This is a genomic window from Sphingorhabdus sp. EL138, from assembly GCF_945882965.1.
Lineage (GTDB): Bacteria > Pseudomonadota > Alphaproteobacteria > Sphingomonadales > Sphingomonadaceae > Sphingorhabdus_B.
In genome coordinates this window covers 76409-99519 of record NZ_CAMCWY010000001.1, presented here as the reverse complement: position 1 = coordinate 99519, position 23111 = coordinate 76409, and the positions used below count along the sequence as shown (strand labels likewise).

The following is a 23111-nucleotide window of genomic DNA, read 5'->3' as shown; positions in this document are numbered from 1 at the left end:
CCGTATCTGGGGCGTTACGATTATATCCCTGTGACTAGCGACTGCATTATGTCAGCCCATTCCGCTTTTAGAGCAATAACCGTTTGGACGCGGGCAGCGATACACGCTAATCGCCGCGAAACAGGTTTTTAGTGAGGAGGCCATCATGCGCATCGCACTGTATCAGCCAGACATGGCCGGAAATGTTGGAGCGGTTTTGCGCACGTCGGCCTGCTTTGGTGTCATATGTGATATCATCGAACCCTGCGGCTTTGCCTTTTCTGAACGCGCGTTGAAACGTTCGGGAATGGATTATATGGAACATGTCCAGCTTCAACGTCATGCAGCTTGGTCGGCCTTTCTCGAAACTTTGGACGGCGCGCGGCTCGTCTTGATGTCCAGCAAGGCGTCTACCCCGCTTCCACAGTTTGCATTTCGACCCGATGACGTTATTCTAATGGGGTCCGAAAGCAAAGGGGCACCGCCCGAAGTTCATGCACGTGCCGACGCGCGCGTATATATTCCGATGGCCGCAGGATTTCGATCCTTGAACATTTCGGTATCGGCTGGCATCGCTTTGGCAGAAGGTCTTCGACAGACCCATTCATTCCCGAAAGGCGAGAGATGACCCTGATATTAGATCAACGCCAACAGGCCGCGCGGACATGGTTCGAATCGTTTCGTGACAGCATTTGCGCGTCGTTTGAAGCGATTGAGCGTGAGGCAGGGTCCGACGCGTCGTTTGAATATACCCCATGGGACCGCAACGACCATGATGGCTCCCCCGGTGGCGGGGGTGTCCGCGGGGTGATGAAGGGCAAGATTTTCGAGAAAGTCGGCGTGAACGTGTCCACCGTCGGCGGCAGCTTCAACCCCGAATTTGCCCAAACCATTCATGGTGCCGCCGAAGACCCAAGTTTTTTCGCCACGGGCATCAGCCTCGTCGCGCATATGGCAAACCCGCATGTGCCAGCGGTGCATATGAATACGCGTTACCTGGTTACAACGAAAAGCTGGTTTGGCGGCGGTGCAGACCTTAACCCGCCTATTCCCTATGCAGAAGATACGGACGAATTCCACGCGCGCCTTCGTGCGGCCTGCGCGCCTTTTGGACCCGATGTGTATGAACGTTATCGCAAATGGGCGGACGAATATTTCTGGATTCCGCACCGCAACGTCCATCGCGGCGTCGGCGGGATATTCTACGATCATCTCGAAAACACAAGCGACGCATTGTTTGCACAGAATTTCGCATTCACCCGCGATGTCGGCAATGCCTTCCTCGACATCTTTCCAAAGCTTGTCCGCCGCCGCATGAACCAACCTTTCAGTGCCGAAGAAAAGCAGGCGCAATTGCGCTGGCGTGGCCTCTATGCCGAGTTTAACTTGGTATATGACCGTGGCACGGCGTTTGGGTTGAAGACTGGCGGCAATGTCGACGCGATATTGATGAGCCTGCCCCCCGAAGTGGTATGGGCCTAAATCCACATGGTGTTTAGCCCGATTGCCCATGGCGAACTTGGTGCCATTGTAACATCGTTAGAAATGACGAGCCGTCCGCCGTTGCGGGCGCTACCAGCGTCGGAGCTGCGGTTAGAACGATGGCAAGCGCCAACTGCAGATACATACAGCACGCTGTATCGCCGAATTGGCGAACCCTGGCTTTGGTTCTCCCGGCTTGAGCTTAGTGACACCGACCTGTTGCAAATCATCCATGACCCTGCGGTGCGCATCTGGGCCGTTCTGGACCGGCGCGGAATTGAGGTCGGGATGTTGGAGCTTGATTTCCGGCAGGCCGGACAATGCGAGATTGCCTTTTTCGGTCTTGTGCCAGAGCTGACTGGCAAGGGTCATGGCAAATGGCTGATGGCGATGGCGCTACAGATGGGCTGGGCGGAGGCTGGCGTTCATCGGATGTGGGTGCACACCTGTACGCTTGATGGTCCCGGTGCGCTGGCCTTTTATCAAAGGTCCGGTTTCACCGCTTATCAACGGCAGTTGGAAACCTTCCCCGATCCACGCCTTAATGGCCTCATACCGCGCGATGCTGCGCCGCATATCCCACTTATAGCTTAGGGTCAGGACCTAGGCGTCTGCGCGGAAAGCTGACGGTTGACGGCGACCAACATCAATATAAACGCCACGGCCTCCGCAGCAACAAACAGCGCCTTGACGGCTGATTCTACAATCGGGATGCCAGCTTCGCCAGCGATGGACTGGCAAATGGCGATGATCACCGTATCGGCCACATCAGCGAAAATGCGCAATACAACGGCAACGAAAAGCATCAAAAACAGGATCGCCCAACCGCAATTACTAGTGACGCGCCAAGTCCGGATGACGGATTTGTTTATACCATCCCCAGTATCCTGCGTGAAGACGGCGGGCAATATTGCAAAGCGGCCATAAAGATAGGGGCCGGGTATGATCAGCAGAAAAAATCCAGCCAAGGTGGCCCAGCCAACAAGCAAGCTTGTAAGCAAATAAGGGAAGAATAATACCGCTGCGATTCCAAGAGCATCTTCCACTTTTTCCAAGCGACGCCCCGACATCAGCACATACAGCGACAGGCTGCCATATATGGTTACCAACATCGTCGGCACCATGACGCGCCAGTTGGCTTCGAAATAGCTGCTGATTTCCAGTAGGGCTTGATTCGTATCGTTCAGATTTTCAACGATCAGCGGCGGCACGAGAAATGCCGAAATCCATGCCGACATGAAAATGAAGAGGCCTGCGATTGCGACAGTCGCCTCTTTATGCGCCGCAAGCAAAGCCCGCGCGTCAGTCCAGACAGCGCGATAATCAAGCTTCTTTGGCATAACGTCTCCTTAGCAGTGCGAGGCGTAGAGGCAGACATATGCGGTGGCAAGCCGCTTGCACCGTGCTAAAGGGTACAGCATGATTTTGGATCACAATATCGACTGGGACATATCAACAGGCCTGATCCCGTATCCAGACGCACTAAAACGTATGGAAGCGTTGCAGGGCGCGATACGTGATGACAACGCAAGAGAGCTTATCTGGCTGCTGGAACACCCGCCCTTATACACCAGCGGCACCAGTGCGGACCCCGCAGAACTGCTCAGCCAGCGATTTCCAGTCTATCACACAGGGCGCGGCGGGCGATACACCTATCATGGACCGGGCCAGCGCGTTGGCTATATCCTATTGGACCTGGCCCACCACAGCAAGGATGTGCGCTGCTACGTCCATGCGCTTGAAGGCTGGGTGATACGTGCGCTTGGCGATTTTGGTATCGAAGCCCGACGCGCCGAAGGGCGCATTGGCATTTGGTGCGACACGCCGGATGGCCAAGAGGCAAAAATCGGCGCGATTGGCGTACGTGTTCGCAAATGGGTCACGATGCATGGTTTTGCCGTAAATATTTCCCCTGATCTTAGCCATTTTTCTGGCATCGTGCCCTGCGGGATATCGGAATATCCGGTGACCAGCCTCGCCGCGCTGGGCATCAACGCTACCCTATCAGATTTTGACGCCGCTTTGCTGTCCACTTTCCCCGATTTTCTCAATAGCCTTGCGAAACCAAATGAAAATTGTAGGGATACGGCGAGTTAGACGAACGGGGATACTATGCGCTTTTGCAACTTCACGCCTGCCCTTGCCATGATGCTGCTTTTGTCCGCGTGCGGCGGCTCGAAGGAAGATAATCAGGCCACCGAAACGCTCATGGATAATCTCGACAGTCTAGAAGGCACGATCAGCGACGACATGATCAACACGGATGAAGCCGTTGATGATGTGCCAGTTCAGTCTGGCGCAGATGTTTCGGTACCGGTCGCAAGCGGGGATGCTGCCCCAGCCAAAACTGATGCAGCAGACACGGCAAAAGTCGAAATATCCGGCGAGTCCAAGTGAGACTAAGCAACACGCTAAAGCTGCCTTGCGGGGCCGTACTGAATAACCGCATCGCAAAGGCCGCGATGACAGAAGGACTTGCCGACCCATTGGGTCGCCCGACGCCTGAATTGCAACGCCTATATGGCATTTGGTCGGATGGCGGCGCTGGCCTGCATATTTCGGGCAATATTCAGATTGATGCGGACCATCTTGAGCGTCCTGGCAACGTCTTTTTTGACGGACATCCTGACGCCGAGATGATGACCGCCCTCCAATTCTGGACAAAGGCGGCGACCCGCAACGGCAATCATTTCTGGGCACAGATCAGCCATGCCGGACGGCAGACGATGCGCGCGGTCAACCGGCATCCCAAGGCACCTTCTGCGGTCAAGCTGGGGTTACCCGGTGGACAATTTGGTACGCCTGTCGCCTTAACCGAAGACGAAATACTTAACCTCATTGGCCGCTTTGGTCAGGCCGCATTACATTGCAAAAATGGCGGATTTACAGGCGTTCAGATTCATGCCGCGCATGGCTATCTAATTTCGCAATTCTTAAGCCCACGGTCGAACCAACGCACGGACCGCTGGGGCGGAAGCCTTGTGAACCGCGCCCGTTTCCTGATGTTCACAATAAACACTGTGCGCACCTTGGTTGGCCCCGAATTCCCCATTTCCGTCAAATTGAACAGCGCCGATTTCCAGCGCGGCGGCTTTGCCTTTGAGGACAGCCTTCAAGTGGCCCGTTGGTTGCAGGATGCGGGTGTGGACCTCGTTGAGATTTCGGGCGGCACTTATGAGCAACCCAAGCTGCTTGGTATTCAAGGCATGGAGGAAGAAGAAGCCCAGAATGTGGCAGACACCACGCTATCCCGCGAAGCTTATTTTGTTGATTTCGCCCAAGCGATGAAGGCCGAGTTAAAAATACCCTTTATGGTTACCGGCGGCTTCCGCAGCGCATCGGCAATGGTTCAAGCATTGCGCAACGGCGGTGCCGACGTCATCGGCCTTGCTCGGCCATTATGCGTGATAACCGAAGCGCCAAAAAGGCTGCTCGGTGGCACGGCGATGTTACCTAAAGTCGAGAACCAATTGAAGCTGCTGCCTGAATGGCTTTCAAGCTTACGCAAAATCAAGATGGTGCGGAGCGTAGAGGGATTTGCCACGCAATATTGGTTTTACAGCCAGATCTATGCCCTCGGCCGCACGGGCCGCACCGCGCCAAATATGACGGTTTTTGCCGCATTGCGTGAAGTAGAAGCGTATCAGAAAAATTGGTTAAAAGCCAGTCGCGCCGCGAGAGCTTAATCGCCCTCGCCGGGGTCGGGGCTGAAATATTTGTCGAACTTGCCTTCTACGCCCTTAAACTCATCTGCATCGACAGGCGGTTCACGGCTTGAGGTGATGTTCGGCCATTCCGCGCTATAGGTCGTGTTCAATTCAAGCCATTGCTCAAGACCGTTTTCGGTGTCTGGCAAGATTGCTTCTGCGGGGCATTCCGGTTCGCAGACGCCGCAATCGATGCATTCATTGGGGTTGATCACGAGCATATTGTCGCCTTCATAAAAGCAATCCACCGGACACACTTCAACGCAGTCCATATATTTGCAGCGGATGCAGGCATCGGTAACGACATAAGTCACTTGCGGAATTCTCCCAAAGGCGGCGGCGGACTGACCGTTCTAGTTTTCTGCCTATTGCGAGGTGCGGGGGGAAGTCAACGGCGGAATGCAACTGCCCGTCATATTTTATTCCATAAGTTGATAGCAAAGCTTTACTTCACTCGCGGGACCGCGCCGCAATGGCATGGACAGAAGTTTGAACGTTACAACGGCCGCACCAATGGGCAGCGTCATGACATCGCCGATGGCGATGGGCAGGCTACCCTTTTCCACCCGACGACCGTTGACGCGGATACGCCCGGTTTCCGCCCAATTTTGGGCGAGAGTCCGGCTCTTGGCAAATCGCAGAAAGAACAGAAGTTTGTCGATCCGCAACTTCGCCTGACCCTATAGTTTTAGCCCCTTAAGCGCCGCCAGTTGCAGCGCCAAGGATGATGGTTGGGCGGTTTGCTTTGCGGCAACGGGTGCGCGCTCGGGCTTGGCTGGTGGCTTGTCAGTAGTCTGCGATTTTTGGTGTTGCGGCTTGGCGCGCGGTTGACGCTGTTCGGGCGGGCGCGGCTTTGGAAGGCCTGCCCAGCGCCAATGCGTCAGGGTGATGGCTTGCGGCTCGGCTGCTGGCGGCGCGGCGGCTGGCGGTGCGGCGGCTGGCGGTGCGGCTGCCTCTTGGGCGCTCGCTTCGGGTTCCGCGGGAACCGCCGCCTCTGCATTCTCGAGTTCAGTCGTCCGCGCAACCTCTTCCGCAACAACCTCAATTGCCTCAACCACGGCATCAGGGACCGTCTCAGTTACAACCTCCGGCTCCGGCGCCTTCTCCGCAGGGCGGAAGCCTGCATCCCGCATCAAGGCCTTTAATCCGGCTTCGCTGATGCCCAGCGACGTGGCGAACGCCATGTCCATGCCAAACAGATTACCCTGCCCGCGTGCTTCATGCGCTTTTTTGATAACCCGTTCGGCCAAGTCAATTCGGACATATTCGTCGCCAATCCGGCGATAGCCTGCGTTGCGCGCTTCGGAGGCATTGGCAAAATTCCACGCCTTCAAATGCACGGCGCTTTCGGGCGGAAGTTCGGGCATCGCGCGGTTGTCGCGCGCCGCAAATAATGCTGCACGCCATTTGGCCGCCGCTGGCTTCAGCGCGGCATGGTGATAAATATCGAGTGCGCCAAAGACGATGCCGCCCTTTCGCGCTGCGCCGCGTGCTTCCTTGGGTAATGCCGCAATCGCATCGGCCAAATAATGCCGCCCCGCAATGCCGCCTTCGTCCGCCAATCGCACCGCAAGCGCGCGGACATTGCCATCGATATCTGCTTGCTGGGCGAGTTCCAATAGTCCGACTATGCCGCCCATGGCTTTAGCCAATTGCGCTGCAATCCAGTTTTCGGCGCGGGTCGTAATTTCACGCAACGCATCGCCTTCAAGGCCAGCGACCGCCTTCACCGGCGTAAATGCAGGTTGAAGCAGTGTCCGCCCCTTGGTCAGCGCGCCCAATATTTCGCCCTGCCAGAAAATTGCGGGCTTGCCTTCTCCATCGGCTGCGAGCGAGAATTCGCTGTCCTCTGCCATGCTTACGTCCTTTGCCTTTTGTCTCAAATGTGCTGCCAAATGTCGTTCGGCGGCAGCCAATAACAGCTTACGGTCACTTGCTTTGGCCGCCGGGTCAACCCGAAACGCAAAGCCCTGTAAAGTACCAATATCCTCCCCATCGACCAGAACACGGTTGTCGGCTTGAATGTCCACAGGCAATAAACCAACGTCTTTCGCGCCTTTCCGCAGCAGCATGGATGTGCGTTTATCAACAAATCGCTGGCGCAATGCATCGTGCAACGCGTCCGATAACTTTTCCTCCAATGCGCGTGCGCGTTCCGCCATAGCGGGCGGATTGGTCAACCAATCGCTCCGATGGGAGATATAGGTCCATGTCCGCACCGCCGCGATTCGCGCCGAAAGCGTATCGACATCGCCTTGGATATTGTCGAGCCGCGCGAGTTCACTGGCATAGACACCTTGCGGAATGACACGTTCATTTTGTCCCAGATATTGCCATAAAGACACGACGAAGCGGCTGTGATGCTCCTCGCCCATTTGCCGGAAGTCAGGCAAGCACGCGACCTCCCAAAGCCGGGCAACGTCCAATTGATGGCGGATGAGCGCTTTCACATCGGGCATTTCCGCCAATCGTTTCAGCACCAACAGGTCGATGACCTTCGGCGCAGGTAAAAGCCCCGGACGATTTGGCTTCTTCTCCAAATCCGCGATCAGCGTCGCTATATCGTTAAAACGCGGCTTGGCTTCGCGCCAATATAACCAGTCCAGACGCGGAAAACTGTGCCCTTCAATCGCCAACACTTCTTCCGGCGTGAATTCGCTGCCCTCGCCAGCCAAGGTTCCGAAACTACCATCGCGCTGGTGCCGGCCAGCACGCCCCGCAATTTGCGCCATTTCGGCGACCGTCAGACGGCGGCGGCGCGAACCGTCGAATTTGGACAGGCTGACGAATGCGACATGCGCGACATCAAGGTTCAACCCCATACCAATGGCGTCGGTCGCGACAAGATAATCCACCTCGCCCGATTGAAACATCGCGACTTGGGCATTTCGGGTACGCGGCGACAGTGCACCCATCACCACCGCCGCCCCACCACGCATCCGGCGCAATGTTTCGGCGACCGCATAAACCTGTTGTATGGAGAAAGCGACGATCGCTGACCGTTTGGGCAAACGCGACAGCTTCTTCGCGCCAGCATAGCTCAACGTCGAAAAACGCGGACGGGAGATGATTTCAGCATCGGGCAGCAACGCGCGGATAATCGGGCGGAGACTTTCCGACCCCAGGATCATCGTTTCCTCCCGCCCGCGCGCATGCAATATCCGGTCAGTAAAAATATGCCCACGTTCGGGGTCAGCACCCAATTGCGCTTCGTCTATCGCGACGAAGGCAAAGTCCTTCTGAATGGGCATGCTTTCAACGGTGCAGCAATACCAGCGGGCTTGCGGCGGTTCAATCCGCTCTTCACCCGTGATTAAGGCAACATTCTGCACGCCCTTCATGGCGACAACGCGGTCGTAAATTTCCCGCGCCAGCAAGCGCAGCGGAAACCCGATCATCCCGCTGGAATGCGCGCACATCCGTTCGACAGCAAGATGCGTCTTACCCGTATTGGTTGGACCTAAAATGGCCGTGAGGGCGGAACGAACTGAGGGCAAATTTAATTCAGTTGGCCATCAAAGCTGCGGCGAGTTCCTTCAATGGCACGTCGGTATTGGCCAATTGTTGCACCATGGGCGACAGGCCTTCGGTCACGAACAAGCGGCCTTGAACATAATCCTTAGTCGCATTGACGCAGTCGAGCGCAATGACTTTACCGGCCTTCAGATAGACTACAGAGAAGCTGCGGGTGTTAGGGTCTCCGCGCAGTACCGTGAAATCATAACCCGCGCTGATGCCTACCGTTTGCAGGCGCAAATCATATTGGTTGGACCAGAACCATGGCACCGCATGATATTGCGTCACCGCACCAGTCAGGCTTTTGGCCACGGCATTCGCCATATCATTGGCGTTCTGCACCGATTCAACGCGCATGATGTTGCCGCCTGCAAAATCATTGGCATGGGCCGCGCAGTCGCCAATGGCGTAGATGTCAGGCAAGGACGTCCGGCAATAGGCATCGACATCAACTCCGGCCCCACCCGACGCGCCAGCGTTCAGCAAGGGCGCGACAGCAGGGATGATACCGATGCCGACAATCACCATTTGGGCGGGGATCACTGCCCCATCGGCCAGACGCACACCGGTGACAAAATCATCGCCCTGTATGCCACATATTTCAACACCGAGGCGCACATCGACACCATGCGCGCGATGTTGCGCCTCATAAAAGCGCGATAGAGGCTCGCCAGTAACCCGTGCCAACACACGGTCCATCGCCTCCAGCACAGTGACTTTCTTGCCCATTTTGCGGAGCACGGCAGCCGCCTCAAGTCCGATATATCCGCCACCTACAATTGCAATGTCAGCGACCTCGTCGAGACCGTCGAGCATCCCGTCCACATCAGCGCGCGTGCGTACAACGTGCATCCCAGGCAGATTGCCGCCCTCAACGGGCAATGGCCGCGGACTGCCGCCAGTCGCCCAGATCATGTTCCCATAAGAAATGGTCGCCCCGTCAGACAGTATCACCTTATGGGCAGATGGATCGACCACCTCCACACGCAATCCCAACATCATATCGACGCCACGTTCCGCCCAAAAAGCCGCCGGCCGGATCATAATGCGTTCAAACGCTTTATCGCCCGCGAAATAGTCTTTCGACAAAGGCGGGCGCTCATAGGGATATTCAGGCTCAGCGTTCACTACGCCAATGCTACCTTCATATTTGGCCTGCCGTAACGCAATCGCGGCCTGCGCGCCGCCGTGGCCGCCGCCGACAATAAGAATATCATAATGCATCATTGCAGATTCGCTCGGTTAACAAACATTGGATGTGCGGTAAGCAAAAGGTCGCCCACTGGCTAGTCCTATGCTTGCGGCGCATGCAATTAACTGGCAGAGCAAGGCCATGACAAGCATGACCTTAGACTTTGCCCTTGGCGAAAATGCCGACATGATCCGCGAAACGACGAAGCGTTTCGCAACCGACAAAATCGCGCCGCTCGCGGCCAAAATTGACGCGGATGACTGGTTCCCGCGGGATGCGCTTTGGCCCGCCATGGGCGAACTCGGTTTGCATGGAATTACTGTTGATGCGGCCGATGGCGGCCTTGGCTTTGGCTATTTGGAGCATGTTGTCGCGGTCGAAGAAGTCAGCCGTGCCTCTGCCTCTATTGGCCTGTCCTACGGCGCGCATTCCAACCTATGTGTCAATCAGATCGCGCGCTGGGCCACGCTAGAGCAAAAGGCGAAATATCTGCCAAAGCTTATTTCCGGTGAACATGTAGGCAGCCTTGCCATGTCGGAAGCGGACGCTGGTTCGGACGTTGTGTCGATGAAGCTGAAGGCGGAAGCGGTTCAAGGCGGCTATATCCTGAACGGCACCAAATATTGGATCACCAACGCGCCTTACGCCGACACTTTGGTTGTCTATGCCAAGACAGTGCCCGAAGCGGCGTCACGTGGCATCACCGCGTTTCTGGTTGAAAAAGGCATAGAGGGTTTTACCATTGGCCAGAAAATCGATAAAGTCGGGATGCGCGGATCGCCGACTGCGGAGCTCGTGTTCAACGACTGTTTCGTGTCCGAAGAACAGATGATGGGCCCGCTGCATGGCGGCGTTGGCGTATTGATGTCCGGCCTGGATTACGAACGCGTCGTACTCGCCGGACTTCAGCTTGGCGTGATGCAAGCCTGCCTCGACGTCGTTTTGCCCTATGTTCGCGAACGCAGGCAATTCGGTAAGCCCATTGGCAGTTTTCAGCTTATGCAGGCGAAGGTCGCCGACATGTATGTCGCGCTCAATTCTGCCCGCAGCTATGTCTACAATGTCGCGCGGGCATGTGACGCGGGGCAGACCACGCGTTTTGATGCGGCAGGCGCAATCCTGCTGGCCAGCGAAAGCGCAGTGAAGGTCGCTGGCGAAGCCATTCAGGCCCTTGGCGGCGCTGGCTATACCAAGGATTGGCCCGTCGAGCGGTATTGGCGCGATGCAAAATTGCTCGACATTGGTGCGGGCACAAATGAAATTCGGCGGATGCTGATTGGCCGGGAGCTGATCGGAGCGACTGCATGAGCGCGTTGGTCGGCAACCTTATATGACGGCGCGTCCTGTCCTGGGGATCATCGCCTGCAACCGCATAGTCGGCAGCGAAGTCGCCCAAGCCGTTATGAACCGCTATATTCGCGCAGCCATGACCTATGCCGATGTTGCGGCGCTGATTATCCCATCCTTGCCCGACCTTATGACCGCCGCAGAGGTAGCGCCGCGTATTGACGGCATATTGCTAACGGGAAGCCCGTCGAACGTTGCAACGCGGCTTTATGGCGAAGAGGGCGGCGATGGGCCCAATGATGATGCCCGCGACGAAATCGCCATATCGATGGTGCACCGCATGATCGATGCGCAAAAGCCGGTATTCGGCATTTGCCGTGGCTTTCAGGAAATCAACGTCGCTTTGGGCGGCACGCTCCGCCGTGACACCAGCGCGAGCGATACGCTTTTGCGTCATCATGCGCCGGACGATGTCGGGTTTGACGCAATGTTTGACCATCGCCATGCCGTTGGCCTGACCGATGGCGGTATTTTGGCGGACGCATATGGCAAAGGCGCATTGGACGTAAACTCGGTCCATTATCAGGGCATTGCAAAACTAGCCGACGGCCTAAATGTCGAAGCCCGCGCGCCCGACGGCTTGGTCGAGGCCTATAGCGCACGGCCGAATGGCGCGCCCTTGATCGCGGTGCAATGGCACCCCGAATGGGGAACAGAAAATGACCTAGATTCGCAAATCTATTTCCACCTTTTAGGAAAAGCGTTAAGAGGTGAATTGTGAACAACAAAGTGACCCGATATAATCGCTATCAAGCGCGGATTGGCTTTTCGCCCTGATCCAGATTTGGGCGCTGCCTATCGCTCCCCTCCCGCAAGCGGGAGGGGCTGGGGGTGGGCCTGCTACGGCTAAGTTAAATAGCTCGCCTGCGGCTCGCACCCTCCCCTAACCCCTCCCGCCTGCGGGAGGGGAATATTCAGGAGACCTTTTCATGCCACGCAATTACGACATCGCCGAACTTCGCCGTTTGGACATCGCCCACCATTTGCCCGCACAAGCCGACTGGCAAGAGATTGAAGATCTGGGCGGAAGCCGGATCATCACCCATGCCGAAGGCTGCTACATTCACGATGGCGAAGGCAACCGCATTTTGGACGGCATGGCTGGTCTGTGGTGCGTCAATGTCGGCTATGGTCGCGACGAATTGGCTGACGTCGCGCGTGACCAGATGCGTGAGCTGCCTTATTATAACAGCTTCTTCAAAACCGCGAATGCGCCAGCCATCATGCTGGCCGACAAGATTGCGAGCCTGACGGGCGGACGTCTGCCGCATGTATTTTTCAACAGCTCCGGCTCCGAAGCCAATGACACCATATTGCGCATGGTGCGCCATTATTGGCAGGTAAAGGGCGAGCACAGCCGCACCATCATCATCAGCCGCCACAATGCCTATCATGGTTCCACCGTAGCTGGCGTCAGCATGGGCGGGATGAAGGCGATGCATGACCAAGGCTTCCCCGCGCCGGGCATATTGCCGATGGCTGGCATCGAACATGTGCGTCAGCCTTATTATTACAACGAAGGCCGCGACATGACGCCTGAGGATTTCGGCACAGCATGCGCACAAGCCATTGAAGACAAGATATTAGAGGTCGGTCCTGAAAACGTCGCAGCCTTCATTGGTGAGCCTGTACAAGGTGCCGGTGGCGTCATCATCCCGCCCGCCAATTATTGGCCGCAGGTTGAGGCAATTTGCCGCAAATATGGCATATTATTGGTCTGTGATGAGGTCATTTGCGGCTTTGGCCGCACTGGCAATATGTGGGGCCACGAAACCATGGGTATTCAGCCCGACATCATCGCCATGGCGAAGGGGCTTTCGTCGGGTTATCTGCCCATCTCTGCCGTGGCGGTCAGCGCGGACATCATCAAGGTGATGAAAACCGGCGGCGATTTCGTCCATGGCTATACCTATTCGGGGCATCCGGTGGCGTCGGCTGTTGCCTTGCGCAATATCGAGATATTGGAGCGCGAAGCCCTAGTTGACAAGGTCCGCAATGAAACCGGGCCCTATCTGGCAAAGGCGCTCGCGCCATTGCGCGACCATCCTTTGGTCGGTGAGGCGCGCTCCATCGGCTTGCTTGGCGCAATCGAGATTGTGGCGGACAAGGCAACCGGCGCCCGCTTTGGCGGCGCAGAGGGCACCGCAGGGCCAATGGTGCGCGACATCTGCATCCGCAACGGCCTGATGGTGCGCGGCATCCGCGACAGCATCGTCATGTGCCCGCCATTGATCATCACCCCTGCACAAATTGACGAGCTTGTCGGGATTATCCACAAGTCGCTTGATGAGGCCGAGCCGAAATTGCGGGCGATTGGATAAGGGGGCATAAAAAACCGCAGCCCTGAGCCACCAGCGCAAGGCGCTGGTGAAGGTCGAAGGGCGTCTCTCAGATGCAGCGCGACATTGTGAGGCGTGCTTCGAGAGGTTCAGCACTACGGTTTCTTCTACCTAGACAAAGCCCGTTCAACCCTTACCAAAGGCAACCATGACATCACCAACATTAAAGCGCGCGTTAATCACGGCAGCCCTCACCCGCGCCCTGCTCCTGCAATTTGCACCGGCGTAGGCCGCCGCGCCCGTCGCGGCAAAACCAAAGCCGCCAGTGCTTACCTGCGCTGTCAAAACACCGGAGGGCCTGTCCTATACCGTCATCAAGCCGGGCAAGGGCGAGCGGCCAATCGCCGAGTCCAATGTCACCGTGAATTACAAGGGCATGCTGACAGCAGACGGCAGCGAATTTGATTCCGGCCAAGGTGCCCAATTCCCCGTTGGCGGCGTCATTCCCGGCTTTGCCCAAGGCCTGCAACTGATGCAAGCCGGCGGCAGCTATCGCCTCTGTATCCCTGCGGTGCTCGGCTATGGCGCGGCTGGCACTGGCCCAATTCCGCCCAATGCCGATTTGGTGTTTGAGGTTGACCTGCTGTCCTTCATCAACCCGCCACCAAAACCAGTCATTCCGGTCGCTGAACGCAGTTGCACACAATCCACCACGACGGGCCTCGGCTTTAAAATCCTGAAAGCTGCCGCTGGTAAAAAGCCAGCCGATGGCGACATGGCGCTTGTCGACTTCACCATCTTTGACACCTCGACTGGCGTAGTGCAGCAAAAAAGCGAATGGGAAAAGATCCCGTTGAGCCAAGCATCGCCGATTTTTCGAGAAAGCCTGAACATGATTTCGATAGGTTCAACTTACCGTTTCTGTATGCCTAAAACCTTAGACGGATCACCAGACAGCAATATCATCGTCACGTTAATTGACCTCAGGCCAGCGCCGAGGGAGACAATACAGAACTAGCCCTCTAGCTCAACAAAACAACAGGACTGTCGGCGCGCCAGTGCATGCTGACCTTGTCATCCCAGGTGAAGTCTTCCTGGTCATGGCGCGAGAGGTTGGGGCGGCTGACGCGGATGATTTGGCCGCCCTCAAGTTGAATATCATATAAAGTGACATCGCCAAGATAGCTCATGCCCTTAATCGTACCGCGCGCGAGATTGTGGCCGTCGGGTGCGTCTTGGGCAGCGGCGCGGACGGCTTTGCCTTCGCCGGGAACGTGCAGGTAAATTTTTTCAGGGCGAAGCGCGATCCACACATTTGCCCCATGGGGGCCTGTAACACCGTGGTTCAGGTAAACCTTACCAAGGCCCGGACAATCAACGGCAGCCTTATCGGGTTCGTCCAGCGTCAGCGTGCCTTCAAATATGTTTACCGAACCCACAAAGTCCGCCACGAACCGATTGGCGGGATATTCGTAAAGGTCCGATGGTGGCGCGAGCTGTGCAACTTCACCTTTGTTGATTACCGCAACGCGGCTTGCCATCGACAGCGCCTCGTCTTGATCATGGGTGACGGTAACGAAGGTAATACCAATCTTGTTCTGCAAATCCGCCAGTTCAAATTGCATTTGCGCGCGCAATTTCGCGTCGAGCGCCGAGAGCGGCTCATCAAGCAACAATACCTTGGGCCGCATGACCAAGCTGCGTGCGAGCGCAACCCGCTGCCGCTGCCCACCTGACATTTGGTCGGGCATCCGGTCTTCAAAGCCGCCGAGTTTTACCAGTTCAAGCGCTTCGGAAACACGGTCGCGAATCTCGCCTTTCGATACGCCCGATATGCGCAGGCCGTAGCCCACATTATCCGTCACGTTCATATGCGGAAACACGGCGTAGCTTTGGAACACCATGTTCACGGGCCGCTTGTTTGGCGGAACAAGACTCATATCCTGTCCATCAATCACGATCTGCCCCTCAGTCGGCAATTCAAACCCCGCGATCATCCGCAACAAAGTCGTCTTGCCGCAGCCCGAGGGCCCAAGCAGAACGAAGAATTCGCCTGCGCGAATATCAAGACTGACATTGTCGACCGCCGTCACCTTGCCAAAGCGTTTGGACACGTTGCGGATTTGAATGATGGGCTGTTTGGTTTCGGTCATATCAATATTCCAACTAAGTCGGTTCGTGTCGGGTATAGGCGCGCATCTCAATGGGCGTCCGATATGCCCTTCACGCCCTGATATTTCAGCGCGATGAAGGTCAGGGCGACAGTGAGAACGATGAGGATGGTCGACGCGGCGTTAACCTCTGGCGTGACCGAAAAGCGGACCATTGAATAGACCTTTACAGGAAAGGTAATGGTGTCGGGACCGCTGGTGAAAAAGGTGATGACGAAATCATCAAGGCTGAGCGTGAAGGCGAGCAACGCGCCTGCAACTAAAGACGGCTTTAGGTGCGGCAGCAGGACATCGCGAAACGCCTGCCACTCGGTTGCGCCAAGGTCCTTTGCCGCCTCTTCCTCTTCCTTGTTAAAACTCGCCAACCGCGCGCGCACGACCATGGCGACAAAAGGAAAACAGAAAGTGATGTGCGCGATAGTGATGGCAGAAAGGTTTAATGGCCATGGCAGGTCGGATGGCCAGTCAACCTTGGCGAAAAAGATCAAAAACGCCACGCCCAAGCATATTTCGGGGACGATGATCGGCAAGGACATGGTGCCTTCGACCAGCCCCTTGAAAGGAAAACGAAAGCGCCAGAGCATGACCGCGGCCAACGCGCCAATGACTAAGCTGACGATCGTCGCGAAGAACGCGATGGTGAGCGAATTGACCATCGCCTCGACCAAGCTATCATTATTGAGCGCCTTTTCATAATATTTGAGCGTAAAACCTTTCCACATCACGTTGCGCTTGCTGTCATTGAAGCTGAAAATCATCAGGACGATGAGCGGCGCATAGAGGAACAGTATGGTCAGCCCAACCCAACTGCGCATCCAAAGCTTGCGGGTATATTCAAGCGGGGCGATGGCGGTGCGGTTAAACATCAGCCAGCCTCTTTCACTTTGCTCGACCGCATCGATTGCAGCGCGATCAAAATGAACATTGCGTAGATCAACAGGAAGGACAAAGCCGCGCCAAACGGCCAGTCATTGGCGCGCTTGAACTGCCGTTCGATCACATTAGCAATCATCTGGCTATCGGTGCCACCCATCAGGTCCGGCGTCAGATACGCCCCCAATGCAGGGATGAGCGTGATCATAACGCCGGCAACAATTCCGGGTGCCGCGAGTGGGACTACGACTTGAATGAAGGTTTTGAAATGGCCTGCACCCAAATCAAGGCTCGCCTCTATCAGGCTTTTGTCCAGCCGGTCGAGCGCCGAATACAACGGCAACACCATGAAGGGCAGATGCACATAGACCAGCCCCAATACGACCGCAAAATTATTGTAGAGCAGTTGCACAGGCGTCCAAGCCTCAAGCGGTTGCATCCCCACCAATGTGCGCAACCAGCTTGCGCCTTCCCACAGCCCGCCCAGCCCCTTATTCATATAGCCATTGGTGCCCATCAACGCCATCAGCGCATAAGTACGGATCAACAGGTTGGTCCAAAAAGGCAGCATGATGCCCAGCAGCAGCCAAGGCCGCCATTTCGGCGCAGCAAAGGTAATTGCCATTGCCACCGGAAAACCAATGATGAGGCAAATCAATGTGGTGAGCGCAGCCACCGCAAAGCTTTTCAGGAAGATCGAAAGATACAACCACTCAATCGCGCGTTTGTAATTGTCGAGCGTGCCAGAAATATCAATGTCGGCTTGACCAGCATTCTGTCCAAAGCTGTAGAGCCAGACGATGGTCATGGGCGCGATGAAGAACAGGGTAAGCCAGAACACCGGTGCCGAGGCAACGGCGGCAAAAGGCTTCTTCTGGCTTTTCCAGTCCTGCAACGGCCCTGACATCAATTATGCCGCCCGAACGCGGGTAAACGCCTCCTCATATTTCGGCTGCAGCTCTGCATTAAATTTGGCATATTCGCATTTCGCCAGAACAGCGGCAGGAGGGAAAATGACCTGATTATTTTTATAATCATCGGGCATCAACGCCTTTGCTGCGTCATTAGGTGTTGGGTAAAGGATTGTCTCGGTTATCTTCTTACCCGCTTCGGCATCCAGCAAATAGTTGATGAAAGCATGGGCATTTTTCGGATGCGGCGCACCCTTTGGAATGCACAGATTATCGGAATTTAGCTGGCTGCCTTCCTTGGGAATGACAAAGCCGATGTCGGGGTCTTCCACCATCACTTGCGCAATGTCGCCATTATATTCAAGGACAAGATCGACCTCACCCTTCAGCAACAGATCCTGCCCATTGTCTTCATGGAAGGATTTAATGTTCGGCTTTTGCTTGATCATCATCGCTTCAATCATTTTGATATCAGCGTCGGTAAGGTCATTGACCGATTTACCCAGATATTTGCCATAGAGCCGGAACATGTCGCCCGCCTCAGACAGCACGGCAATGCGGCCCTTATACTCGTCACTGTCAAACAGGACTTTCCAGCTATCGGGAACCAACTTCACCTTTGACTTGCGATACCCAATGCCAAGCGCCAGCCATGTGTAAGGCATAGAATATTTGCGCGCAGGATCATATAGCACATCTTGATAATCAGGCGCAATGTTCTTGAAATTGGGGATCTGCGCCTTGTCGAGTTCAACCAGCATATCCGCTGCGGCCATGCGCTCAACAAAGTCATTCGACGGCACGATGACGTCATAGCCTTGGTTGCCCGCGCGCAGCTTGGCAAATAATTCGTCGTTGCTGGCGAACAAAGTCATGTTCACGTCAACGCCGGCGCTGTCCTTGTAATCTTCCAACGTGGTCTCACCAATATAGGTGTCCCAGTTATAAAAGTTCAGCTTGGCCTCTTCGCCATTGGCAAGCTTTGCCGCCTCTTTCTCGCCACATCCAGCAAGCGCACCGGTCAGCGAGAAGCCAACCGCCGCAACGCCCATGCCTTTCAGCATAGCGCGCCGATTGCTACCTGCGTACAAAAAGGTCTTAAAATCCATGGCTAATCTCCCTCTGAGGCCCCGTCTGTGAGGCCGTCATGCTGGACTAATATCCAGACTTAGAAAAGCCCCTTTTTTCAACATGTCGCAGCGTAATTTAGTTGCGATGGTTCGCAATTATTTTGCACCGCAACATAATTATTTGGCGCGCGCCATAGCCTCTGAATCGACCGCCGCTTGAACAGCCTTGTAAAAAGCTTCCCGCTGCACACCGACCGTGTTGGGGTCAGTTGCCTTGGGCCAGTTACTGTTCGATGCGATCACAAGGTTACGCTTGGGGTCAATGAAGATGCCTTGGCCGAAAATGCCTTGGGCGGCATAACTGCCGTCGTCATAGGTCCACCATTGATAGCCATAGCCCTTACCAGGCATATCAATGTCCGCTTGCTTGCTCGTCGCTGGCGCGATCCAGTTGTCGGGCAAGATGCTTGCGCCGTTGACCTTCGCTCCGCCCAGCATGAACACGCCAAAACGTGCATAATCGCGCGTCGATGCCTGAATGCAGCAACCGCTAATCTCGTGCCCGGTCGCCCCCAGCAGCCAGCTTGCGTCCTGCTCCATACCAAATGGTGCCCATAATTTTTCGGACAGATACGCGGACAAGGTTTTCTTTGTGGCGGAGCTGACCAACACGCCAATCAAATTGGTTTCACCGGTTTTATAGACCCATTTTGTACCAGCTGGGGCCTCACGCGGCAATTTGCGCATGTAGCTGACGGTCACGTCCATGCCATTTTCGGCCTTATGCGTGTTGAACAAAGCGACGTCGGACTTGGGGTCCTCATAATCCTCATTCCATTTGACGCCGGACGTCATCGTGAGCAATTGTTTGATGGTTACGTCATCATAAGCCGAGCCCTTCAGATCAGGGATATAGGCCGAAACCTTGTCATCAATTCTTTTGATATAGCCGTCTTTTATCGCCGCACCGACCAAGGTCGAGGTGAAGGATTTCGCGACAGAAAAGCTCGTCCATTTACCCTCTGCGCCAAAATCGAGACCATATTTTTCCATCCGCACTTTGCCATCTTGGATGATGACCAACCCGGCGGTGCGTTGCGCCTTCATATAGGCATCGACATCCGTTACGATCGTCAACGGCGCGCCCTTGGGCAAAGGATACACCTCGTCCCCTTTCGCAATCACATTGGCCTTAGCAAGGATGGGGATGCGATCCATGGTACGAAACGCGGCGTCGCGTTGCTCTACGCTCCAGAACAGCACGTTAGCGTCCGTCGGCAGGCTGTACAGGAGCGCTTTCATATCCTTGTCCGCACTGACCCAGAAACCGCCTGCTGCCGATGCTATGACCAGCAAAAACCCGAATATCCATTTTTTCATCCTGCTCCCCCAAATTTTATCTTTTGATCAAAGTGACCAGCGCAACATTGATGCTGACGCGCTTGGCTCTACTTCTGCAATACATCAGATAATAGCGGCAAAGCGAAGTAAATTTATCGCCAAAGCCGGTTGGTAAAATTCATTGTGCGAACGACTGCAGTCATTGCGAAAGACCACAGCGCGCCTTATGTACTTAATACACGCCGCCTAAAGGCGGGATTTCTAGGCATTATGCCAAGTGGAGGAGTTCGTTAGATGCGTAAAACATTTTTGAAATTTCTTCTGGTGCCGGTTGCTGCGGCGACCCTAGCCGGATGTGGAATTAACAGCGTTCCGACGGCTGAAGAAAATGCCAAGGCGAAATGGGCCGATGTGCAAGCCGCGTTTCAAGAGCGCGCGAACCTCATTCCCAACCTAGCCAATATTGTTAAAAGCGCAGCAGCGCAGGAAAACAAGACGCTGACCGAAGTCATACGGGCGCGTGCGCAAGCCACCTCGCCCAACATCCAGGTTAACCCTGACGACTTAAGCAATCCTGCAAAGATGGCAGCGTTTCAGGCGGCACAGAATCAATTGTCGGGCAGCCTGTCGCGCCTGCTGGTTTCGGTCGAGCAATATCCTCAGTTAAGAAGCCAGGAAGGCTATTTGAAATTGCAGGACCAGTTGGAGGGTCAGGAAAACCGGGTGCGGATTACGCTGCGTGATTATAATGAAGCGGTGCGCGGCTATAACACCACCATTCGGACATTCCCCGATATCATTGGCGCAAAGGTCATCCATGGCGCAAAGCCGATGGTTCCGTATCAAGCCACAACACAAGGTGCCGAGACCGCACCAACGCTAGATATGGCACCCGCGGCCTAAGGCCAATTTGGGGAATTGAACATGAATAAGGCCCTTGGCCTCATGATTGCGCTGCTACTGGCCCTCACCGGCCAAGCAGCAGTTGCGCAGGATTTTCCGAAGCTGACGGGCCGTGTGGTGGATCAGGCGGACCTGCTTGACCCACAGCAAGAGGCCGCGCTCACGGCGAAGCTGGCGGGGCTGGAAACCCGCACAAAGCGTCAGTTGGTGGTAACAACGCTGAGCAGCCTAGAAGGATATGAGATATCCGATTATGGCTACCGGCTTGGCCGCACATGGGCACTGGGTCAGGATGGCAAAGGCGAGACCGAGAAGGACAATGGCGCTATCCTGATCATTGCGCCTAAAGAACGCAAAATGCGGATTGAGGTGGGCTATGGCCTTGAGCCATTTCTAACCGACGGTCTATCCTCCAGCATCATTCGCAACGACATCACGCCACGGTTCAAGGAAGGTGATTTTGCAGGCGGTATCAATGCGGGCGTCGATCGCATAGTTACACAGTTGGAGCTACCCGCCGATGAAGCCGCCAAGATAGCCAGAGCAGCGCAGGAACCGCGCGGGCGCGATGAGGGCGTTCCTTTTGGCGCGATCATATTTGTTCTGTTCCTGATCTTCTTCGTATTCTTACCCATGTTCCGTTCCTCCAATGGTAGCGGTCGCAAGCACCGGCGCGGCGGCATGGGTCCCGTGATTATCTGGGGCGGCGGTGGCGGCTTTGGCGGCGGTGGCGGCGGAGTTGGCGGTGGCGGATTTGGAGGCGGTGGCGGCAGCTTCGGTGGCGGCGGTGCGTCGGGTGGCTGGTAGGAACGTTTGATATGAACATACGTAAAATAAGCCAAATGAGCGCAGCTGACCATGTGCTGGTAACAGCCGCAGTCGCCGATGCCGAACGGCACACAAGCGGCGAAATCGTTACGATTGTAACGGACCTTTCGGACCATTATGACGATATTGCAATGGCCTGGGCAAGCGCAGTCGCGTTCCTTGCGCTGATAAGCTACGCGACCTTTCCTGAATTTTACATCGGTCTGATTACCCGTCTGTCGGGTGGTTGGGGTCATGAATATACGACCGGTGAATATGTCGCCTTGTTGGTGACCGCCGTTGCGTTGAAATGGGTCGGAACTTGGTTGATCCTGAAATGGACACCCTTGCGCATGGCGCTCACGCCCAAAGCCACGAAACTGGCCCGCGTGCGCAGCCGCGCCATCAGCCTGTTTAAGGTTGGAACGGAATCAAAGACGGAGGCCCGAACCGGCGTTTTATTATATCTTTCGATGAAAGAGCATCGCGCGGAAATCGTCGCGGATGAAGCCATCGCGTCCAAGGTTGCACCGGAAGTTTGGGGTGACGCGATGGTTGCGTTGCTGGATCAGGTGAAGGCGGGAAACCCCGGCGCTGGTGTTGCCGCAGCAGTCGCGCAAATGGGCGTTGTTTTGGCCGAAAATTTCCCCAAGGGCAGTGAAAATCCTAACGAACTACCCGACAGGCTCATAGAATTATGATCGAACAAGACGATGTGGAAACCGTGATGTGGCAAGGGCGCTTCATCACGGCGAAGACACGCGGAAAATGGGAATATGTCAGCCGTGCGCGCGGCATTAAGGCCGCGGTGATCCTTGCGATGGAGGATGATCATGTCCTGCTCGTCGAACAATATCGCGTCCCGCTTGGCGCGCGTTGCATTGAACTACCCGCTGGCCTGATTGGTGACCATGAAGAGGGCGAAGACACATTAGTGTCCGCTGCCCGAGAACTTGAGGAAGAAACCGGCTATCGCGCCGACCATTTGGAGATCGTTGGCGCGTTTTTCTCGTCACCGGGCATGGTTAGCGAAAGCTTCTCACTCGTGCGCGCACGCGGCTTGACAAAAGTAAGTGAAGGCGGCGGTGTTGACGGCGAGAATATCATCGTCCACCGCGTTGCCTTGGCCGACTTGCCACATTTTGTTCAGGAAAAGCGTGCCGAAGGCTGCGTCATGGACGTCAAGCTGCTGATGCTGCCCGGAATGATCGCTTAACGGAAATTATCCGCATAGGCCTGCAGCTTTAGCGTTTTCGGCGGCGTTGGGATGAAGGTTGCGACAATGCCCTTTTTCTCAGCATAAGCGCGCGCCGCGTGCAGGCTTGGAAAAGTCAGTTGCACCTGAGCTTGCGTATCGCCTGAGCCTGCCCAACCCATCAGCGGGTCTGCTTTGCGCGGTTCTGCCTGCGCATGTTCCAGCACCCATTCGCGGCGGCCACTGCCCGATTGCATGGCATTTTTGGGGCGCTGAAAGATACGGGCGGACATATTGTATTTCCTGATGGTTATTTCGTCTCCGCCTTGCCCGAACAG

26 protein-coding genes are annotated in these 23111 nt (G+C 55.7%); 15 read left to right on the top strand and 11 right to left on the bottom strand.

The features are described from left to right. The first annotated feature begins 145 nt into the window (after positions 1-145). Genes Q0N43_RS00565 through Q0N43_RS00555 form a run of 3 tightly spaced genes read left to right on the top strand, consistent with a single transcriptional unit; the run spans position 146 to position 2055 of the window. On the top strand, positions 146-607 hold the full coding sequence (locus Q0N43_RS00565) for a tRNA (cytidine(34)-2'-O)-methyltransferase (protein WP_295440952.1): 462 nt from the start codon (positions 146-148) through the stop codon (positions 605-607). Beyond that, positions 604-1461, top strand: coding sequence for an oxygen-dependent coproporphyrinogen oxidase (gene hemF, locus Q0N43_RS00560; protein ID WP_295440949.1), 858 nt, complete (start codon positions 604-606; stop codon positions 1459-1461). The genes Q0N43_RS00565 and hemF overlap by 4 nt, the downstream gene beginning before the upstream one ends. 6 nt (positions 1462-1467) lie before the next feature. Further along, complete coding sequence (locus Q0N43_RS00555; protein ID WP_295440946.1) at positions 1468-2055, top strand: GNAT family N-acetyltransferase; 588 nt, start codon at positions 1468-1470, stop codon at positions 2053-2055. Positions 2056-2057: 2 nt separating this feature from the next. Here Q0N43_RS00555 and Q0N43_RS00550 read toward each other — a convergent pair whose 3' ends face one another. Continuing rightward, on the bottom strand, positions 2058-2801 hold the full coding sequence (locus tag Q0N43_RS00550; RefSeq protein ID WP_295440942.1) for a hypothetical protein: 744 nt from the start codon (positions 2799-2801) through the stop codon (positions 2058-2060). A 79-nt stretch (positions 2802-2880) separates the two neighbouring features. Between Q0N43_RS00550 and lipB the strand changes: the two genes are divergently transcribed. Genes lipB through Q0N43_RS00535 form a run of 3 tightly spaced genes read left to right on the top strand, consistent with a single transcriptional unit; the run spans position 2881 to position 5147 of the window. After that, positions 2881-3558 (top strand): lipoyl(octanoyl) transferase LipB, encoded by a 678-nt coding sequence (gene lipB, locus Q0N43_RS00545; RefSeq protein WP_295440939.1) that lies wholly within the window; start codon positions 2881-2883, stop codon positions 3556-3558. A 15-nt stretch (positions 3559-3573) separates the two neighbouring features. After that, positions 3574-3858 (top strand): hypothetical protein, encoded by a 285-nt coding sequence (locus Q0N43_RS00540; RefSeq protein ID WP_295440936.1) that lies wholly within the window; start codon positions 3574-3576, stop codon positions 3856-3858. After that, complete coding sequence (locus Q0N43_RS00535) at positions 3855-5147, top strand: NADH:flavin oxidoreductase/NADH oxidase family protein (protein WP_295440934.1); 1293 nt, start codon at positions 3855-3857, stop codon at positions 5145-5147. The genes Q0N43_RS00540 and Q0N43_RS00535 overlap by 4 nt, the downstream gene beginning before the upstream one ends. Here the strand turns inward: Q0N43_RS00535 and fdxA are convergent. The 4 genes from fdxA to Q0N43_RS00515 form a co-directional block, all read right to left on the bottom strand. Next, positions 5144-5482 carry a ferredoxin FdxA gene (gene fdxA, locus Q0N43_RS00530; RefSeq protein ID WP_295440932.1) on the bottom strand — a complete coding sequence of 113 codons (339 nt, stop codon included), beginning with the start codon at positions 5480-5482 and terminating at the stop codon, positions 5144-5146. The two genes, Q0N43_RS00535 and fdxA, sit on opposite strands and share 4 nt — an antisense overlap. 105 nt (positions 5483-5587) lie before the next feature. After that, a complete protein-coding gene (locus Q0N43_RS00525; RefSeq protein ID WP_295440929.1) occupies positions 5588-5836 on the bottom strand; it encodes a S4 domain-containing protein in 249 nt (82 codons plus the stop codon). A 12-nt stretch (positions 5837-5848) separates the two neighbouring features. Continuing rightward, positions 5849-8566, bottom strand: coding sequence for a helicase-related protein (locus tag Q0N43_RS00520; protein ID WP_295440927.1), 2718 nt, complete (start codon positions 8564-8566; stop codon positions 5849-5851). Between the two features lie 106 nt (positions 8567-8672). Continuing rightward, complete coding sequence (locus Q0N43_RS00515; RefSeq protein WP_295440924.1) at positions 8673-9911, bottom strand: FAD-dependent oxidoreductase; 1239 nt, start codon at positions 9909-9911, stop codon at positions 8673-8675. A gap of 106 nt (positions 9912-10017) precedes the next feature. Here Q0N43_RS00515 and Q0N43_RS00510 point away from each other — a divergent pair, with 106 nt between their 5' ends. From Q0N43_RS00510 to Q0N43_RS00495, 4 genes are all read left to right on the top strand, one after another. Further along, the gene (locus Q0N43_RS00510; protein ID WP_295440921.1) at positions 10018-11184 is read left to right on the top strand and encodes an acyl-CoA dehydrogenase family protein; all 1167 of its coding nucleotides are present in this window, start codon (positions 10018-10020) and stop codon (positions 11182-11184) included. Between the two features lie 22 nt (positions 11185-11206). Next, positions 11207-11944, top strand: a complete 738-nt coding sequence (locus tag Q0N43_RS00505; protein ID WP_295440918.1) for a gamma-glutamyl-gamma-aminobutyrate hydrolase family protein — start codon at positions 11207-11209, stop codon at positions 11942-11944. Between the two features lie 208 nt (positions 11945-12152). Beyond that, positions 12153-13544, top strand: coding sequence for an aspartate aminotransferase family protein (locus Q0N43_RS00500; protein ID WP_295440914.1), 1392 nt, complete (start codon positions 12153-12155; stop codon positions 13542-13544). A gap of 283 nt (positions 13545-13827) precedes the next feature. Then, the gene (locus Q0N43_RS00495; RefSeq protein WP_295440912.1) at positions 13828-14520 is read left to right on the top strand and encodes an FKBP-type peptidyl-prolyl cis-trans isomerase; all 693 of its coding nucleotides are present in this window, start codon (positions 13828-13830) and stop codon (positions 14518-14520) included. A gap of 4 nt (positions 14521-14524) precedes the next feature. Here the strand turns inward: Q0N43_RS00495 and Q0N43_RS00490 are convergent, their stop codons facing one another. The 5 genes from Q0N43_RS00490 to Q0N43_RS00470 all read right to left on the bottom strand — a co-directional run bounded on the left by Q0N43_RS00490 (position 14525) and on the right by Q0N43_RS00470 (position 19829). After that, a complete protein-coding gene (locus Q0N43_RS00490; RefSeq protein WP_295440909.1) occupies positions 14525-15655 on the bottom strand; it encodes an ABC transporter ATP-binding protein in 1131 nt (376 codons plus the stop codon). Positions 15656-15702: 47 nt separating this feature from the next. Continuing rightward, complete coding sequence (locus Q0N43_RS00485) at positions 15703-16539, bottom strand: ABC transporter permease (protein WP_295440907.1); 837 nt, start codon at positions 16537-16539, stop codon at positions 15703-15705. Beyond that, positions 16539-17453 (bottom strand): ABC transporter permease, encoded by a 915-nt coding sequence (locus tag Q0N43_RS00480; protein ID WP_295441215.1) that lies wholly within the window; start codon positions 17451-17453, stop codon positions 16539-16541. The genes Q0N43_RS00485 and Q0N43_RS00480 overlap by 1 nt, the downstream gene beginning before the upstream one ends. Before the next feature lie 3 nt (positions 17454-17456). After that, positions 17457-18566: a spermidine/putrescine ABC transporter substrate-binding protein gene (locus Q0N43_RS00475; RefSeq protein WP_295440904.1), complete on the bottom strand. Its 1110-nt coding sequence runs from the start codon at positions 18564-18566 to the stop codon at positions 17457-17459. 138 nt (positions 18567-18704) lie between these two features. Next, entirely contained in the window at positions 18705-19829 is a 1125-nt protein-coding gene (locus Q0N43_RS00470; RefSeq protein WP_295440901.1) for a serine hydrolase, read from the bottom strand. A 4-nt stretch (positions 19830-19833) separates the two neighbouring features. Here Q0N43_RS00470 and Q0N43_RS00465 point away from each other — a divergent pair, with 4 nt between their 5' ends. From Q0N43_RS00465 to Q0N43_RS00445, 5 genes are all read left to right on the top strand, one after another. Continuing rightward, entirely contained in the window at positions 19834-20043 is a 210-nt protein-coding gene (locus Q0N43_RS00465; protein ID WP_295440898.1) for a hypothetical protein, read from the top strand. Between the two features lie 119 nt (positions 20044-20162). Beyond that, on the top strand, positions 20163-20771 hold the full coding sequence (locus tag Q0N43_RS00460) for a LemA family protein (protein WP_295440895.1): 609 nt from the start codon (positions 20163-20165) through the stop codon (positions 20769-20771). Between the two features lie 21 nt (positions 20772-20792). Then, positions 20793-21578 (top strand): TPM domain-containing protein, encoded by a 786-nt coding sequence (locus Q0N43_RS00455; RefSeq protein WP_295440892.1) that lies wholly within the window; start codon positions 20793-20795, stop codon positions 21576-21578. A gap of 11 nt (positions 21579-21589) precedes the next feature. Continuing rightward, positions 21590-22279 carry a hypothetical protein gene (locus Q0N43_RS00450; protein WP_295440890.1) on the top strand — a complete coding sequence of 230 codons (690 nt, stop codon included), beginning with the start codon at positions 21590-21592 and terminating at the stop codon, positions 22277-22279. Next, positions 22276-22794 (top strand): NUDIX hydrolase, encoded by a 519-nt coding sequence (locus Q0N43_RS00445; protein ID WP_295440887.1) that lies wholly within the window; start codon positions 22276-22278, stop codon positions 22792-22794. The genes Q0N43_RS00450 and Q0N43_RS00445 overlap by 4 nt, the downstream gene beginning before the upstream one ends. Here the strand turns inward: Q0N43_RS00445 and Q0N43_RS00440 are convergent. Then, positions 22791-23066, bottom strand: a complete 276-nt coding sequence (locus tag Q0N43_RS00440) for an NADH dehydrogenase ubiquinone Fe-S protein 4 (protein ID WP_295440885.1) — start codon at positions 23064-23066, stop codon at positions 22791-22793. The two genes, Q0N43_RS00445 and Q0N43_RS00440, sit on opposite strands and share 4 nt — an antisense overlap. Positions 23067-23111 lie beyond the last annotated feature (45 nt).